At 71.1% G+C, this 14,131-nt stretch carries 10 protein-coding genes; 6 read left to right on the plus strand and 4 right to left on the minus strand.

Going from position 1 to position 14,131, the window contains the following annotated elements; translation table 11 throughout:
* Positions 1 to 178: 178 nt before the first annotated feature.
* Entirely contained in the window at positions 179 to 1,372 is a 1,194-nt protein-coding gene (gene moeA / locus ATK36_RS20100; RefSeq protein WP_098512949.1) for a molybdopterin molybdotransferase MoeA, read from the minus strand.
* Positions 1,373 to 1,514: 142 nt separating this feature from the next.
* On the opposite strand from moeA, the gene ATK36_RS20105 reads away from it, so the two are divergent.
* The 4 genes from ATK36_RS20105 (at position 1,515) to groL (ending at position 6,345) form a co-directional block, all read left to right on the plus strand.
* A complete protein-coding gene (locus ATK36_RS20105; RefSeq protein WP_098512950.1) occupies positions 1,515 to 2,129 on the plus strand; it encodes an AIM24 family protein in 615 nt (204 codons plus the stop codon).
* A 107-nt stretch (positions 2,130 to 2,236) separates the two neighbouring features.
* On the plus strand, positions 2,237 to 2,443 hold the full coding sequence (locus tag ATK36_RS20110; RefSeq protein ID WP_098515029.1) for a cold-shock protein: 207 nt from the start codon (positions 2,237 to 2,239) through the stop codon (positions 2,441 to 2,443).
* A 68-nt stretch (positions 2,444 to 2,511) separates the two neighbouring features.
* Positions 2,512 to 4,167, plus strand: coding sequence for a serine/threonine-protein kinase (locus ATK36_RS20115; protein WP_245914919.1), 1,656 nt, complete (start codon positions 2,512 to 2,514; stop codon positions 4,165 to 4,167).
* A 549-nt stretch (positions 4,168 to 4,716) separates the two neighbouring features.
* Positions 4,717 to 6,345, plus strand: a complete 1,629-nt coding sequence (groL, locus tag ATK36_RS20120; RefSeq protein WP_098512951.1) for a chaperonin GroEL — start codon at positions 4,717 to 4,719, stop codon at positions 6,343 to 6,345.
* A gap of 934 nt (positions 6,346 to 7,279) precedes the next feature.
* Here groL and ATK36_RS20125 read toward each other — a convergent pair.
* Positions 7,280 to 7,498 (minus strand): PspC domain-containing protein, encoded by a 219-nt coding sequence (locus ATK36_RS20125; RefSeq protein ID WP_098512952.1) that lies wholly within the window; start codon positions 7,496 to 7,498, stop codon positions 7,280 to 7,282.
* 112 nt (positions 7,499 to 7,610) lie between these two features.
* Here ATK36_RS20125 and ATK36_RS20130 point away from each other — a divergent pair, with 112 nt between their 5' ends.
* Positions 7,611 to 8,390, plus strand: a complete 780-nt coding sequence (locus ATK36_RS20130) for a transporter substrate-binding domain-containing protein (protein ID WP_098512953.1) — start codon at positions 7,611 to 7,613, stop codon at positions 8,388 to 8,390.
* A gap of 5 nt (positions 8,391 to 8,395) precedes the next feature.
* Here ATK36_RS20130 and ATK36_RS20135 read toward each other — a convergent pair whose 3' ends face one another.
* Positions 8,396 to 9,337: an o-succinylbenzoate synthase gene (locus tag ATK36_RS20135; RefSeq protein WP_098512954.1), complete on the minus strand. Its 942-nt coding sequence runs from the start codon at positions 9,335 to 9,337 to the stop codon at positions 8,396 to 8,398.
* 57 nt (positions 9,338 to 9,394) lie between these two features.
* Here ATK36_RS20135 and ATK36_RS20140 point away from each other — a divergent pair, with 57 nt between their 5' ends.
* Positions 9,395 to 12,172 (plus strand): AfsR/SARP family transcriptional regulator, encoded by a 2,778-nt coding sequence (locus ATK36_RS20140; RefSeq protein WP_098512955.1) that lies wholly within the window; start codon positions 9,395 to 9,397, stop codon positions 12,170 to 12,172.
* Positions 12,173 to 13,274: 1,102 nt separating this feature from the next.
* On the opposite strand, the gene ATK36_RS20145 is transcribed toward ATK36_RS20140, so the two are convergent.
* A complete protein-coding gene (locus tag ATK36_RS20145) occupies positions 13,275 to 14,054 on the minus strand; it encodes a DUF4253 domain-containing protein (protein ID WP_098515031.1) in 780 nt (259 codons plus the stop codon).
* Positions 14,055 to 14,131: the final 77 nt, after the last annotated feature.

Consider the following 14,131-nt stretch of genomic DNA (forward strand, 5'->3'; position numbering starts at 1 on the left):
ACAGCGCGAGGTGGTCGCACACATCTCCGCTTCGCCTGCTGCCGGGCGTGATCGACGAAGATGGCAGGTGTCGTCGATGATGACGCGGCAGCCACGGCTCTCTCTGCTGATCACGGGTCCTCGACCAACTCTGCCGGGACCCTGGACTCTGCGTCCGTGAAGGACCCCTTCACAGCTTTCAGAGGAGCAGGACGTCGACCTCGCCGCCGCGGGGTGCGGAGGTGACCTCTTCCGGCAGCACGATCAGGCAGTTGGCCTGGGTGAACGCAGCGAGCAGGTGGGATCCGGGGCCACCGCGCGGGCCGACCTCGCCGGTCACCTGGCCCTCGGCCTGGGTGTAGTAGCCGCGCCGGAACTGCCGCCGCCCCGGCGGCGAGGACAGCTCCTCGGTGAGCCGCGCCCGGACCCGGCGGCGTTCGGGATCGGGGTGCCCCATCGCGGTGAGCAGCGCCGGGCGCAGAAACGCCTCGAACGACACCAGCACGCTCACCGGGTTCCCCGGCAGCGTCACCACCGGCACGCCGTTCCACCGGCCACAGCCCTGTGGCCCGCCCGGTTGCATCGCGATCTTGCGGAACTCGACGCCCTGGGTGCTCAGCGCGTCCTTCACCACTTCGTACGCGCCGGCGGAGACCCCGCCCGAGGTGATCAGCAGATCCGCGTGGGCGAGCTTCGGTTCGACGATCTTGCGGAACTCCCCGACGTCGTCGACCACACTGCGCACCACCTCGACCCGGCAGCCGAGACCGCTGAGCGCGGCCGCGAGCATCACACTGTTGGACTCGTAGATCTGCCCGTGCCGCAACGGTTCCGGGGCAGTCACCAGTTCGGTGCCGGTGGACACGACGAGTACCGACAGCGGTTCATGCACCGGCAGCTCGGCCAAGCCGATCGCGGCCGCGAGGCCCAGCTGCGCATGCCCGAGGACGGTGCCCGCGTGCAGGGCGAGGCTGCCCTTCGTCACGTCCTCGCCGGTGCGGCGCACGTGGTCGCCCACCGCCGCGACGCGGTCGATCCGGACGTCGGTGGTGCCGCCGTCGGTGTGCTCGACCATCACCACCGCATCCGCGCCGGGCGGCAGCGGGGCGCCGGTCATGATCCGGTGCGCGGTGCCTGGCGCCAGCGGCGCGACGTCCACCCGCCCGGCCGGGATGTCGTCCGCCACCGGAAGCGTGACCGGTGTCTCCGCGACGTCGGCCGCGCGCACCGCGTAGCCGTCCATCGCCGAGTTGTCGAACGGGGGCAGGGCCACCTCCGCGGACAGGTCGGCGGCCAGCACCCGCCCGGCGGCGCGGGCCAGCGGAACAGTGGTGATCCGGGCGTGGCCGAGCAGGTCGGTCACGATCCCCCGGTATGCGTCGACGGAGATCACCGGACCATCCTGCCTCCGTTACCCGATCGTGCAACACTCTCCCGGCACAGTCGGGGAACACCGGGAGTACGAATGCAGGTCAAGGTTCGGCAGCAGCCGTCGTCCGCCATCGCCAGCGTCGCGTTGTTCCCCGCGCGCTGACATGCGGGTGCACACCAGGCACACCCCCGGGTTCGGCGTGGCGAGGGTGCTGCTGGCCTCGGGCGAAGCGGTGCAGTCGGCCACCGAAACCATGCTGGCGAGCAGTTTCGGCGTGGTCGAGTCGAGCGCTGCCCGTGGCGGCCGCAAATCCGGCCGGACGGTGTTCACCGCGCCGCAGGGCGGTGGCTGGGTCGACCTCGCTCCGGACGGTCCCGGCGACGTCTACCCGCTCGAACTGACCGGCGGCACCGGATGGTCGGTGCACCGGGACGCGGTGCTCGCCCGGCCGAGTTCGGTGCGGCACGACGCCGCCTGGGCACCGTTGCAGCAGCTCTTCGGCGCGGACTCCGGGTTCCTGGAGCACTACAGCGGGACCGGGCCGCTGGTGCTGACCTCGCCCGGTCCGGTGGATTCGTTCACGCTCTCGCCGGGCGAGCTGGTGACCGTCCGCCCGGAGTACGTGCTGGCGTATCCGGATGCGGTGCAGGCCCGGTTGCGTGCGGTCGATCCGAGTGGCCCGCAGTCGTTGCGCACCGGGGAGGGGCTGGTGCTCGACTTCGCCGGTCCGGGCACGGTGCTGGTCACCGCGCGCTGCCAAAGGGTGTCGCGCGGCTAGCTGATTCCGCTCGATTGCCCATTGCCGACGGCGCTGATTCCGGTAGCGTGAACTGCACTTCCGGCCTGCTGGAAGCGCAGCAGGTTTTCACACCGTGGGAGGGCGCCGTGGCTGTCGGCACCGTCAAGTGGTTCAACTCGGAAAAGGGCTACGGGTTCATCGAATCCCCCGAAGGGCCGGATGTGTTCGTGCACTATTCGGCGATCCAGGCGGAGGGCTTCCGCACCCTCGACGAAGGGGACCGGGTCGAGTTCGAGATCCAGTCCGGGCGGGACGGCCGCAGCCAGGCCGCCGAGGTCCGGAAGGTGTCCTGAGGCATCCTTGTTGACCGGTTGGGCGAACCGGCAGTGGCAGCGGATACCGGCGCGTTAAGCTGCGCAGCGTGACAGGCGATGTGTCGGGGGACCTCACCGGTCGGCGGCTGGGCCACTACCGCATCGACTCGGTGCTCGGCAAGGGCGGCATGAGCGTGACCTACCAGGCCACGGACGTGCGGCTGGGCCGCAAGGTGGCACTGAAGGTCATCGGTGACCACCTCGGCACGGACGCCGAGTTCCGCGAGCGGTTCGTCGACGAGGCCCGCAACACCTCCGCGATCGACCACGCCAACGTCGTGCCGCTGTACGACTTCGGCGAGCTGGACGGGATGCTCTACATCGCCATGCGGATGGTCGACGGCGGGGATCTCGCCGGCCTGATCTCCGGGGGCCCGATCGCCCCCGCCCGTGCGCTGACCCTGCTCGACCAGGTCGCCGACGCATTGGACACCCTGCACAGCCACGGCTTGGTGCACCTCGACGTGAAACCGGCCAACGTCCTGGTCACCAGCCGCGAAACCTCCCGCGAGCACGTGTATGTCGCCGATTTCGGCCTGACTCGTCGTGGCGCCACCGGCCATCGCACCCGCGGTGGCGACTTCCTCGGCTCGCCCACCTACGCCGCCCCCGAGCACCTGCGTGGCGAACCTCTCGACGGCCGCACCGACCAGTACGCCCTCACCTGCGTGCTGTTCGCCTGTCTCACCGGGAACCCGCCGTTCCGCGGCGACGTGCCGACGGTCATCAAGGGCCATCTCGCCGGGGAACCGCCGTCGGTGTCCCTCGCCGTGGCCTTGCCATCCGCGCTGGACGAGGTCGTCCGCAAGGGCATGGCCAAGGCGCCCGCCGACCGTTACCCGAGCTGTGTGGCGATGATCGAGGCGGCACGGGTGGCGCTGGGGCCGCTCGCCGCCTCCGTCACCGCGCCCGGCCAGGGCGGCCCCGGTGGCATCGGTGCGGGCGGGTTCGCCGCCGCGAACGGCTCGGGCAATCCCGGGAACCCTGCAGGGCTGGGGAACTCGGCGGTCCCCGGCGGTGGTCCCGATGCACAGGGGACTCCGGCGGGCCAGGTTTATCCCGCAGGGCAAGGAAATCCGGCGTCGGGCAATCCCGCGGACCAGAACAACCCTGTCGCGCCAGGTACTTTCGCAAGCCCGGGGAACCCGGCCGCCCAGGCGAATCCGGTCGGACCGGGGAACCCCGCCGTGGGTGGTCCCGGCACCTGGGGCGCGCCGCCCGGTCCGGGTGGTTACGGCGCCCCGGCGGCCTACGGTGCTCCCGGCGGTCTGGCTCAGCCCGGCTACTCCGGGATGCCGGGCGGCTACGGAACCGGCTACCCCGCGCAGCAGAACCCGGCCGGTCACCCCAGCTACGGCTACCCCGGTCAGCCGCAACAGTCGCCCGGTTACGGCTACCCGAACCAGGTCTACGGCGATCCGGTGCGGGTGCGCCCGCCGTCACCGGTCGCCGGGGACGAGGCGTTCCAGCCCGCAGGCAGGGGCGGCGGGCTCAAGTGGCTGTGGATCGTGCTCGGCGTCGTCGTGGCGGCCGGGCTGGTGATCGGCGCGATCCTGCTCTTCGGCGGGGACGACAGCGGCGGCAGCAGCACGCCCACTTCGACCGCGCCGAACATCCCGGTCGGACCGGGTGGGCAGGGCAGCACCGGACCGTCCTCGCTGCGCCCGCCGCCCTCGTCGATCCCGATCCAGCCGAGCCGCTGACCCCCGCTCGTGCCGGGGTGCCCGCCCCGACCGCGGGGTGATCCGCACGACTTCAGCCGGTGCCCGGCCGTGCCGCCGAGGCCTGGCCTCCGCCTCGCCGATGCGCACCGCATTCTCCCGCGCCTGAGGCACATGCCGTGAAGGGGCCCTTCACGGACTCAGAGTCCGTGAAGGACCCCTTCACGGACCTCCGCAGTCTGCGCAGGGCACCTCGCACCGACATTGCCGACACCCTGGACTCAGCGTCTGTGAAGGGTCCCTTCACAGCCCTAAGCGGGGCCTGCCGTGCAGCTGTTCGGGCGAACGACGCAGGGCACTGACCTGGGCTCCTTGCACTCGCCCGGGGAGAGTGCTAAACACGGCATTGGCACTCGACGCCGTCGAGTGCCAGGCGGCGGTCACCGATCGCCCGCCTGAAGGCCGGGACGGTGAGGCTGACCATCCGGTCGGTCGTCCGTCGCGGGCACCGAGCCTGGCCTAGGACGTGTCCTGCTGCCGCCCCTGGAAACAGTGCGGCGGTGGCGCCCAATACCGGAGGACCACACCGCAATGGCCAAACTGATCGCGTTCGACGAGGACGCCCGCCGCGGTCTTGAGCGCGGCTTGAACACCCTCGCCGAAGCCGTCAAGGTGACCCTCGGCCCGCGGGGCCGGAACGTCGTGCTCGAAAAGAAGTGGGGCGCGCCGACGATCACCAACGACGGTGTCTCCATCGCCAAGGAGATCGAGCTCGAGGACCCGTGGGAGAAGATCGGGGCCGAGCTCGTCAAGGAAGTTGCCAAGAAGACCGACGACGTCGCGGGTGACGGCACCACCACCGCCACCGTGCTGGCCCAGGCGCTCGTGCGCGAGGGCCTGCGCAACGTCGCCGCGGGTGCCGACCCGATCAGCCTCAAGCGCGGCATCGAGGCGGCCGTCGAGGCCGTCACCGAGCAGCTGCACAAGGCTGCCGTGCAGATCGAGACCAAGGAGCAGATCGCGGCCACCGCCTCGATCTCCGCCGCGGACCGCACCATCGGCGAGCTGATCGCCGAGGCGCTGGACAAGGTCGGCAAGGAAGGCGTCGTCACCGTCGAGGAGAGCAACACCTTCGGGCTCGAGCTGGAGCTCACCGAGGGCATGCGCTTCGACAAGGGCTACATCTCCGGCTACTTCGTCACCGACCCCGAGCGTCAGGAAGCCGAGCTGGAGGACCCGTACGTCCTGCTCTTCGGCTCCAAGATCGCCAACGTCAAGGACGTGCTGCCGCTGCTGGAGAAGGTCATCCAGTCCGGCAAGCCGCTGCTGATCATCGCCGAGGACGTCGAGGGCGAGGCCCTGGCGACCCTGGTGGTCAACAAGATCCGCGGCACCTTCAAGTCCGTTGCCGTCAAGGCCCCGGGCTTCGGTGACCGCCGCAAGGCCATCCTGCAGGACATCGCGATCCTGACCGGTGGCCAGGTCATCTCGGAAGAGGTCGGCCTCAGCCTGGACAAGGCGGACCTGTCGTGGCTCGGCCGCGCGCGCAAGGCCGTCATCACCAAGGACGAGACCACCATCGTCGAGGGCGCGGGCGACGCCGACCAGATCCAGGGTCGCGTCAACCAGATCCGCGCGGAGATCGAGAACTCGGACTCCGACTACGACCGTGAGAAGCTGCAGGAGCGGCTCGCGAAGCTGGCCGGCGGCGTCGCCGTCATCAAGGCCGGTGCCGCGACCGAGGTCGAGCTCAAGGAGCGCAAGCACCGCATCGAGGACGCGGTGCGCAACGCCAAGGCCGCCGTGGAAGAGGGCATCGTCGCCGGTGGTGGCGTGGCCCTGATCCAGGCCGCCGAGGCCGCGTTCGCGGGCCTGAAGCTCGAAGGCGACGAGGCCACCGGTGCCAACATCGTCAAGGTGGCCGTCGAGGCCCCGCTCAAGCAGATCGCGATCAACGCCGGTCTCGAGGGCGGCGTCGTGGCGGAGAAGGTCAAGGGCCTGCCGCAGGGCCACGGCCTCAACGCCGCCACCGGCGTGTACGAGGACCTGCTCGCGGCCGGCGTGCCGGACCCGACCAAGGTCACCCGTTCCGCGTTGCAGAACGCCGCGTCCATCGCGGCGCTGTTCCTGACCACCGAAGCGGTCGTGGCGGACAAGCCGGAGAAGGCCTCCGCGGCCCCGGCCGACCCGTCCGGCGGCATGGGCGGCATGGACTTCTGAGTTCGGCTGCACAACACCCCGGCGAAGCCCGGTCCACCTTGTTCGGTGGGCCGGGCTTCGCCCGTTTCCGGGGCCGGATCCCCGTTGCTGCGGCTGGTGGTGCCGGGCGGGCACGTCGGCGCGAGTGCGGGCTGCCGCTGCGTTTCCAGCGTTCCCTTTGCTGAGGCCGTTCGCGGGGAACGGCGCGCCAGCATCACGGTGGACGCGCCGAACGTTTCCAGGCCATTTCGCGCGATGGGGCATGCCCCGCAAACGCGGGTTGTTGCTGCGTTCCTGGGTCCGGTCCTGTGGTTCGTGGTGTGTGGCTGGCTGTGTGAGTGCGTTGGTTCCCCTGGTCCAGGCATGGGTCATGTCGTGCAAACGCGGGTTGTCGCCGCAGTTCCCGGGTCCGGTCCCGCGATCCGTGGTGTGTGGCTGGCTGTGTGAGTGCCTTGGTTCCCCTGGTCCAGGCATGGGTCATGTCGTGCAAACGCGGGTTGTCGCCGCAGTTCCCGGGTCCGGTCCCGCGATCCGTGATGTTTGGCCCGCTGTGCAAGTGCCCTGGTTCCCCCTAGCCCAGGCCACTCGCACAGCGGGCCACCCCGCATAACCGCGGCTACGACCGTCGCCGCGTTTCCCGTCCTGCGGCCCGGGAAACGCGGCTCCGGCGCGGGTGTCCTGGATTCCCCTTGCCCGGGACACCCGCGCCGCAGTCACGCCGACCCGGATCGCGGCTACCGCCCCGCCGGCGGGTCACCACCGGCGGGGCGATCCCCGTCGTCGGTGCTTCTCGCGCCGAACCCCGGCAGCACGAGGGATCAGGCAGGCAGGTCGTGCTGCCGGGCCGCGAGGACCGATTCCGGGGCCGAGGGACGCGGGCGCCCCATCCGGCACAAGGCCGGCACCCGCGTTCCGCCGGGCCCGGTCGCCCCCTCCGCGTCCGGGCCCGGCAGGCTCAGGCCGCCGGCGTCAGGAGGACGGCGGCGAGGTAGACCGGGATCATCAACCCGGCCGTGAGCGCGGTGGCGGCGACTGCGGCAATACGCACCATCGCCGGGTCCACGCCGAGGTAGTCGGCCCATCCGCCGCAGACCCCGGCGATCATCCGGTCGGTCCGGCTGCGGTGGAGCTTCTTGGTCTGCGGCTGGTCGATGGTCTCCGTCGGGTTCGTCATGCCGATAATGCTGCGGCAGCGGGCACCCCGGCACATCCGGGAACAGCCCGGAGAAGGCCCTGGCCCGCGACCCTGAGATCCCCCGGAGCGCCCCGCCGGGGAGGATGGCCGGATGAAGATCGTCGCGCTGGTGGTCGCGCTGCTCGCGGTGTTCGGGTTTGCCACGGCGTCCGCGGCCACGCGCGCCGAACCCGGTCCGGCGGACACGGTGCTCGCCCGCGGTGAGCTGCGGGTGTGCAGCACGGGCGACTACCGGCCGTTCACCTACCGCGACCCGGCGGGCCGGTGGAGCGGGATCGATTTCGACCTCGCAGGGGACCTTGCGCAGCGGCTCGGTCTCCGGCCGGCCTTGGTCCAGACCACCTGGGCACGCCTGGCTGGGGACGTCGGAAGCCGCTGCGACCTGGCGATGGGCGGGATCTCGGTGACCGCGGAGCGAGCCCGGCTGGCCACCTACAGCACGCCGTATCAGCGCGACGGCAAGACACCGATCACCCGCTGCGCGGACGTCGCGCGGTTCGGGACCTTGGCGCAGATCGACCGTCCAGGGGTTCAGGTCGTGGTGAATCCCGGTGGTACCAACGAAAAGTTCGCGCGTACGCGGCTGCGCCAGGCCACCGTGCTGGGCCATCCGGACAACAACACGATCTTCGATGAGCTGCTGGCCGGCCGGGCCGATCTGATGATCACCGATGCGTCCGAGACTCGCTGGCAGTCCCGGCAGCACCCGCAGCTCTGCGCGGTGCATCCGGACCACCCGTTCACCGACGACGAAAAGGCGTACCTGCTGCCCCACGGGTCCGGGCTGCTGCTGGGCTACGTGAACGGCTGGCTGCGGACGATCCGGGAGGACGGGACGTACGCCGCGGTCACCCGGCGCTGGCTCGGCTGAGCAGGCTACCGGCCCGCTGCCGAACGCACTCGCGCCAACCGGTTCTGCCAGGCGCGGGTCACCTCGGCGGAAGCGGCGAACGAGGCGAAAGTATCTGGTTCCGGCGGGGTCGGCAGCACCGGCAGGTAACCGTCCACAGGGGACAGCGTGGCGGTGCTGACGTCCCCCCGCAGCAACGACATCGTGCCGAGGCCGCAGGCGAAGTCCAGCTCGGGCAGCGCGCCCGCGAGCGCCAGCCCGGCGGCGAGGCCGACACTCGTCTCCACCGCCGAGGACACTACGCACGGCAGCCCGCACGCGTCGGCGACTTCGAGCGCGCGACGTACTCCGCCCAGCGGCGCGACCTTCAACACGGCGATATCGGCGGCCCCGGCGACAGCCACCTTCAGCGGGTCTTCGGCCCGCCGGATCGATTCGTCGGCGGCGATGCGCACGGACACCCGGCGCCGGACCGCGGCGAGGTCGTCGATGGTGGGGCAGGGCTGTTCAGCGTACTCCAGGCCGCCCGCCGCCCGGTCCAGTTCGCCGAGGGCGTGCACCGCGGTGTCCACGTCCCAGGCCGCGTTGGCGTCGACGCGGATCGCGCCGGCCGGACCGAGCGCGTCGCGGACCGCCTCCAAACGGGCACAGTCCTCGGCGAGGGTCGCGCGCTTGTCGGCGACCTTGACCTTCGCGGTGCGGCATCCGGAGGCGCGGACCAGCTCGTGCGCGCGTTCCGGCGGGACGATCGGGACGGTGGTGTTCACCTCGATCCGATCCCGCACCGCGGCGGGCCAGCCTTGTTCGCTCGCTTCGAGCGCGGACGTGAGCCAGGGCACACTCTCGACGTCCGAGTAGTCCGCGAACGGGCAGAACTCGCCCCACCCGGCAGGCCCGTGCAGCAGCACACCCTCACGCACGGTGATGTCCCGGAACCGGTTTTTCAAGGGCAGCGCGTAGACCCGCATGACTGCCGATCATGCCATCGCGGAACCCGGAGGCGATCCGGCCCGTCGGATCGCGCAATGGGATCGATGGACTTCCGGGTGCTCGGTCCGGCCGAGGTGCGGGCCGGGGGCGAGGTGGTGCCGCTGGGCGGCAGCCGCCCGCTGATCGTGCTCACCGGGCTGCTGCTGCGTGCCAACCGGGTCGTCTCGGTCGACCTGCTGAGCCATTGGCTGTGGACCGACGACCAGCGTCGCTCGAAGGGCGCCCTGCAGACGTACGTGCTGCGGTTGCGCCGCGCGCTCGGGGAAGCGGTGCAGATCCGCACCGAGCGCGACGGTTATCTGCTGCAGGTCGACGAGAACGCGGTGGACCTGCTGCGGTTTCGCCACCGCGCCGACCTGGGCCGGACGGCTGCCGAACGTGGCGAGCACCGGCAGGCGGCCGCGTTGTTCGAGGACGCGCTGGCCGAATGGCGGGGCCCGGCTCTGCAGAACGTGGCTTCGGACGCGCTGCACCGGGAGGAAGCCGGACAGCTCACCGAAGAGCGCACGCGGGTGCGCGAGCAGTGGGCCGAATCGCTGCTCGCGGTCGGTGAGCACGATCTGATCGTGCCCTCGCTCGAACGGCTGACCAGGGAACATCCGTTGCGGGAACGGCCGCACGAGCAGTTGATGCTCGCCTTGTTCCGGGCCGGGCGGCGGGCCGAGGCGCTGGAGGCCTACCGGCGGATCAGCGCTGTGCTGGCCGACGAGCTGGGCCTGGACCCCGGCGCCGGGTTGCAGAGCGCGCACCGGCTCGTGCTCGGCGGGGACGATTCCGCCGGGTACCGTCCGGCAGCCGAACCGCAGGTGCCGCACCAGCTGCCGCCCGATCTGCGCGCGTTCACCGGGCGGGCGCGGGCGTTGAAGGCCTTGCATGCCCTGCTTCCGGAGGCGCTCGACGACGGCACCTCCACGCCGATCGCTTCGGTGGAAGGAATGGGCGGCCAAGGGAAGACCACGCTGTCCGTGCACTTCGCACACCAGATCGCGGACCGGTTCACCGGTGGGCAGGTTTTCCAGGACCTGCGCGGGTTCGGGGCGGGCGATCCGCTGGAGCCGCTCGCCGCGCTCGAAGCGATGCTGGGCGCCCTCGGCGTGCCCGCGGACCAGATCCCGGCCGGGCTCGACGAACGAGCCGCGGCCTGGCGCACGCACACCGCGGGCCGGCGGCTGATCATGGTGCTGGACAACGCGAACAGCTCGGCGCAGGTGCGTCCGCTGATGCCGGGGCCGGGCTGTCTCGTCGTGGTCACCAGCCGGTGGCAGCTGCGTGGCCTGGCCGCCACCCACGGTGTCCGGCGGATCGGACTGTCCGAACTGGACGATGAGGAAGGAGTCCAGCTGATCGCCTCGACGGTCGGGCTCGACCGGGTGGAGGCGGATCCGGCCGCCGCGGAGCAGTTCGTGCGGTACTGCGGCGGGCTGCCGCTGGCCATCCGGATCCTCGCGGTGCGGCTGGCGCAGTTCCCGGATCAGCCGCTCGGCGAGTTCGTTGCCGGGCTGCCGGCCGGCGGCGGACGGCTCGGCACGTTCGATCTCGGCGACGGGGACGAGACGAACATCCGCGCGGTGTTCTCCTGCTCGTACCGGGCCCTGCCGGAACCCGCGGCCCGGTTGCTGCGGCTGCTCGGCCTGCCGATGGTGCCGGGGTTCGATGTGGACACCGTCGTCGCGCTGGCCGGGGGTGAGGAAGCGGAGGTGCGCGAAGCGCTGGGCGCGCTGGTCTCCGCGCACCTGCTCGACCAGCCGCGGCCGGGGCAGTACCGGTTCCACGATCTGATCCGGGCGTACGCGTTCGAACTCTCGTACCAAGTGGACAGTGCGTGGCAGCGGGATACCGCGTGCGAACGGCTGCTCGGCTGGTATCTGGTGACTGCACGGAACGCGTCCTGGGCCATGCGGCCGGACCGGTTCCAGGACAGCCTCGGGATCGAAGGCCTGCGGGGTGGCCTTGCCTTCGACGGCTATCACGAGGGGCTGGCCTGGTTCTCGCGGGAGCACGAGAATCTGGTCTCGGTCGTGAGCTGGTCGTTCCGGATCCGGTACCACGCGCACTGCTGGAAAGTGGCCTGGCTGCTGTTCACCTACCTCGCCGGGCGAACCCGGGTCGACGAATGCCGCGTCGTGCTGGAGACCGCCCTGCGTGCCACGCAGGAATCCGGCGACCGCCCGGGCGAGGCAGCGATCCGCAACGGCCTCGGCGTGCTCGACGGAGTCGTCCGGGATTACTCGTCGGCCCGGCGCAACCTGGAGAAAGCCCTTGCCGTGCAACAGGAATTGGGATCCCTGCGCGGCGAGGCGCGAGCCCGGTACAACCTCTCGCAGACCGCGCGGGAGTTCGCCGACTTCCCCGCGGCCTACCGGCACGGCGAGCGCGCCCTGGAGATCGCCCGCGACTTGCAGCTGACCGGCTTCGAAGCGAACGTCCTGCGCGCCCTCGGTGACCTCTGCGCCACCATGGGCGACCACCCGCAGGCCTTGACCCTGGCCGACGAGGCGCTGTCGCTGGTACCCGCGGATGACCCGCGAACCGGCCGGTTCTCGCTGGTCACCCGGGCACGCGCGCTGCTGGGTCTGGGCAGGCATACGGAGGGCATCGAGTGCATGTCCGAAGCCGTGGACATGTTCTTCGCGATGGACGAGGAGTACGAGGCCGCGGACGCTTTGTCCGAGCTGGGCACCGCCCACCTGAGCCAAGGCCGCCCCGCCGCCGCCCGGGACTGCTGGCTGCGCTCGATCCGGCTGCTGACCACCCTGGCTCACCCGGATGCCGCCGCCGTGCGGGCCAAACTGGCCACTTTGGTGGGTGGGTAGCCGGGCTGTCGGGTGGGGCTGGGGGTGGCCGCTCCGGGGTGGGGTTTTGGGGTGGGGCGCGGTGATGTGGGATCTTTGGTCATAGGGCCTCCGGGTAGGTGGGTCGGTTGGTGGGTGTGATCGGTTCGGCATTGCCGGATACGGGTGCGGTTGGTTGGTGTGGCAGGGGCCGGGCGTTGCTGGATGTGCGTCGTCGGCTCGGCAGGGCAGGCTGCGCGTCGGCCGGTCCCGGGGATTTCCGTGCACTGTCACGGAAGCGCCCTGCCTCGGGACGGCCCTGCCGCGGCACGGCTGTGTTTCGGTCACCGAAATGTCGAGCCGTGGGGTGGATGGCTGTGTCTCGGTTGCGGAAGCGCCCGGCTGCATGGTGGATCGCCGTGTCTTGGTCGATGGGGTGGATGGTGGATGGCCAGGCCTTGGACACGGGAGCGGTTGGCGGCGGGATGAATGGCCGTGTCTCGGTTACGGGGGCGGTCCGTCGCGGTGCTGTACGTGGTGTCGGCTGCAGGTTCCGCGGTCCGAAGTGGTCCGTCGGAGACGCGGTTCGAGATACCTCGGCAGGTGAGGTGAGGCGCTCCGGTCCGCGAGGCTTCCGGTCGACCGGGCGGGGCCCAGCGCGTGCTGGGTGCAGGTGATCTGTCTGCCGACCCCCAGCGACGACAGGCAGACCACCTGTACCGCTGCCCCAGCCAATCGGATAGCGCTCACTGTGCGCTCACTGTGTGGCGGATCGTTCCGGACAGCGGGGACAGCCAGGTGCCGGCGGTCGGTGCTGCGGCGCTGGTGAGGGCGGCGGTCTCGTCCATTGTGGATGGAATGAGGCAGGAAGCAGCAAGGGCGGGTGGTCTTGGTGCGGCGCCGGGATGTGGTGTGCGGCGGCGGTGGGCCAAGGGGGCACGGTGGGCCAAGAGGACACGGTGGGCCAAGAGGACACGGTGGCGGCCGGTGGTCTTCTCCCGGATTTTCCGTGGGGATGGTTGCGGTAAACGCGTCCGCGTGGTCGTTTTCCGGACATACGTACCAGGGGTTGGGACAGGTGTCCGAAGCATGGGGGTCTGCGTCTCATCTTTTCGGCTCTGTGGTCTGTGGCGGGCTGGGCTGGTCAGGCCCAGGAGAATCGCCAGCGGCGGGTGCGGATGAGGGTGCCGGCGTACTCGCGCAGGGTGCCGGGCTGGGCGAGGTAGGTCGGCAGGCTGAAGGCGCGGTGCTCGGCGGCGACGGTCAGCGCGCGGGCCTGCGTGCGGGGTGGGGCGGAGACGGACAGCTCCAGCGCGTCGAAGCCGAGCGTGACGAGGGTGGCGCCGAAGCGGTCTTCCCAGCTGCGGAGTACCGCGGAGAGTTCGGCGACGCGGTCGGTGGACTTGCTCATGCCGGTCCAGCCGATCAGGGCGGGCACGTCGGCCGGGCGCTCGGCCTGCACCAGCCCGAGCCGGTGCGGTGTGCGCGTGGCGTGGACGGTGCCGGTGTTGCCCGCCTCGGCGAGGGGGTCGCTGCGGCGGTGCGAACGCCGGGCGAGTCCGGGGAACCCGGTACCGAACGGCCGCAGGCAGGCACCTTCACAGCAGGAGGAGTCCCACCAGCGCGCGAGCACTTCCCCGGGGTCGGCGGAATCGATGCGGTGCCCGGCGGGCGCGAGCCTGCCGCGATCGTCGAGCCAGTCCTCGCCGCGTGCGGTGAACCGCTGGTCGGGTGGGATCAGTACCGGCCACAAGCCGGACCGGCCGAACTCCGCGACGCATTCCAGGTACCGCTGTGGCCGGGCGAGCGGTTCGGCGGACACCCAGATCCGCCCGTGCCACCGCCCCGGCGGCAACGGCGGCAGTGTCGGCAACGCCGGGACCGGCGGTGCCCCGGCCTCGGGGTGGAACGGTGCGATCGTCATGAGCTTCCCCTCGAACTGGTGTTCGGCGTCCTGTACTTCGAACAGTAGTTCGACGGCCCGACAATTTCCAGGGGTTT

The organism is Amycolatopsis sulphurea (genome assembly GCF_002564045.1).
GTDB classification, from domain to species: domain Bacteria; phylum Actinomycetota; class Actinomycetes; order Mycobacteriales; family Pseudonocardiaceae; genus Amycolatopsis; species Amycolatopsis sulphurea.

Bases quoted from the DNA above. Each gene is read 5' to 3' on its own strand.
- ATK36_RS20105 (WP_098512950.1), top strand. From the start codon at position 1,515: ATGCGGGTGCACACCAGGCACACCCCCGGGTTCGGCGTGGCGAGGGTG.
- groL (WP_098512951.1), top strand. From the start codon at position 4,717: ATGGCCAAACTGATCGCGTTCGACGAGGACGCCCGCCGCGGTCTTGAG.
- ATK36_RS20125 (WP_098512952.1), bottom strand. From the start codon at position 7,498: ATGACGAACCCGACGGAGACCATCGACCAGCCGCAGACCAAGAAGCTC.
- ATK36_RS20130 (WP_098512953.1), top strand. From the start codon at position 7,611: ATGAAGATCGTCGCGCTGGTGGTCGCGCTGCTCGCGGTGTTCGGGTTT.
- ATK36_RS20135 (WP_098512954.1), bottom strand. From the start codon at position 9,337: ATGCGGGTCTACGCGCTGCCCTTGAAAAACCGGTTCCGGGACATCACC.
- ATK36_RS20140 (WP_098512955.1), top strand. From the start codon at position 9,395: ATGGGATCGATGGACTTCCGGGTGCTCGGTCCGGCCGAGGTGCGGGCC.
- ATK36_RS20145 (WP_098515031.1), bottom strand. From the start codon at position 14,054: ATGACGATCGCACCGTTCCACCCCGAGGCCGGGGCACCGCCGGTCCCG.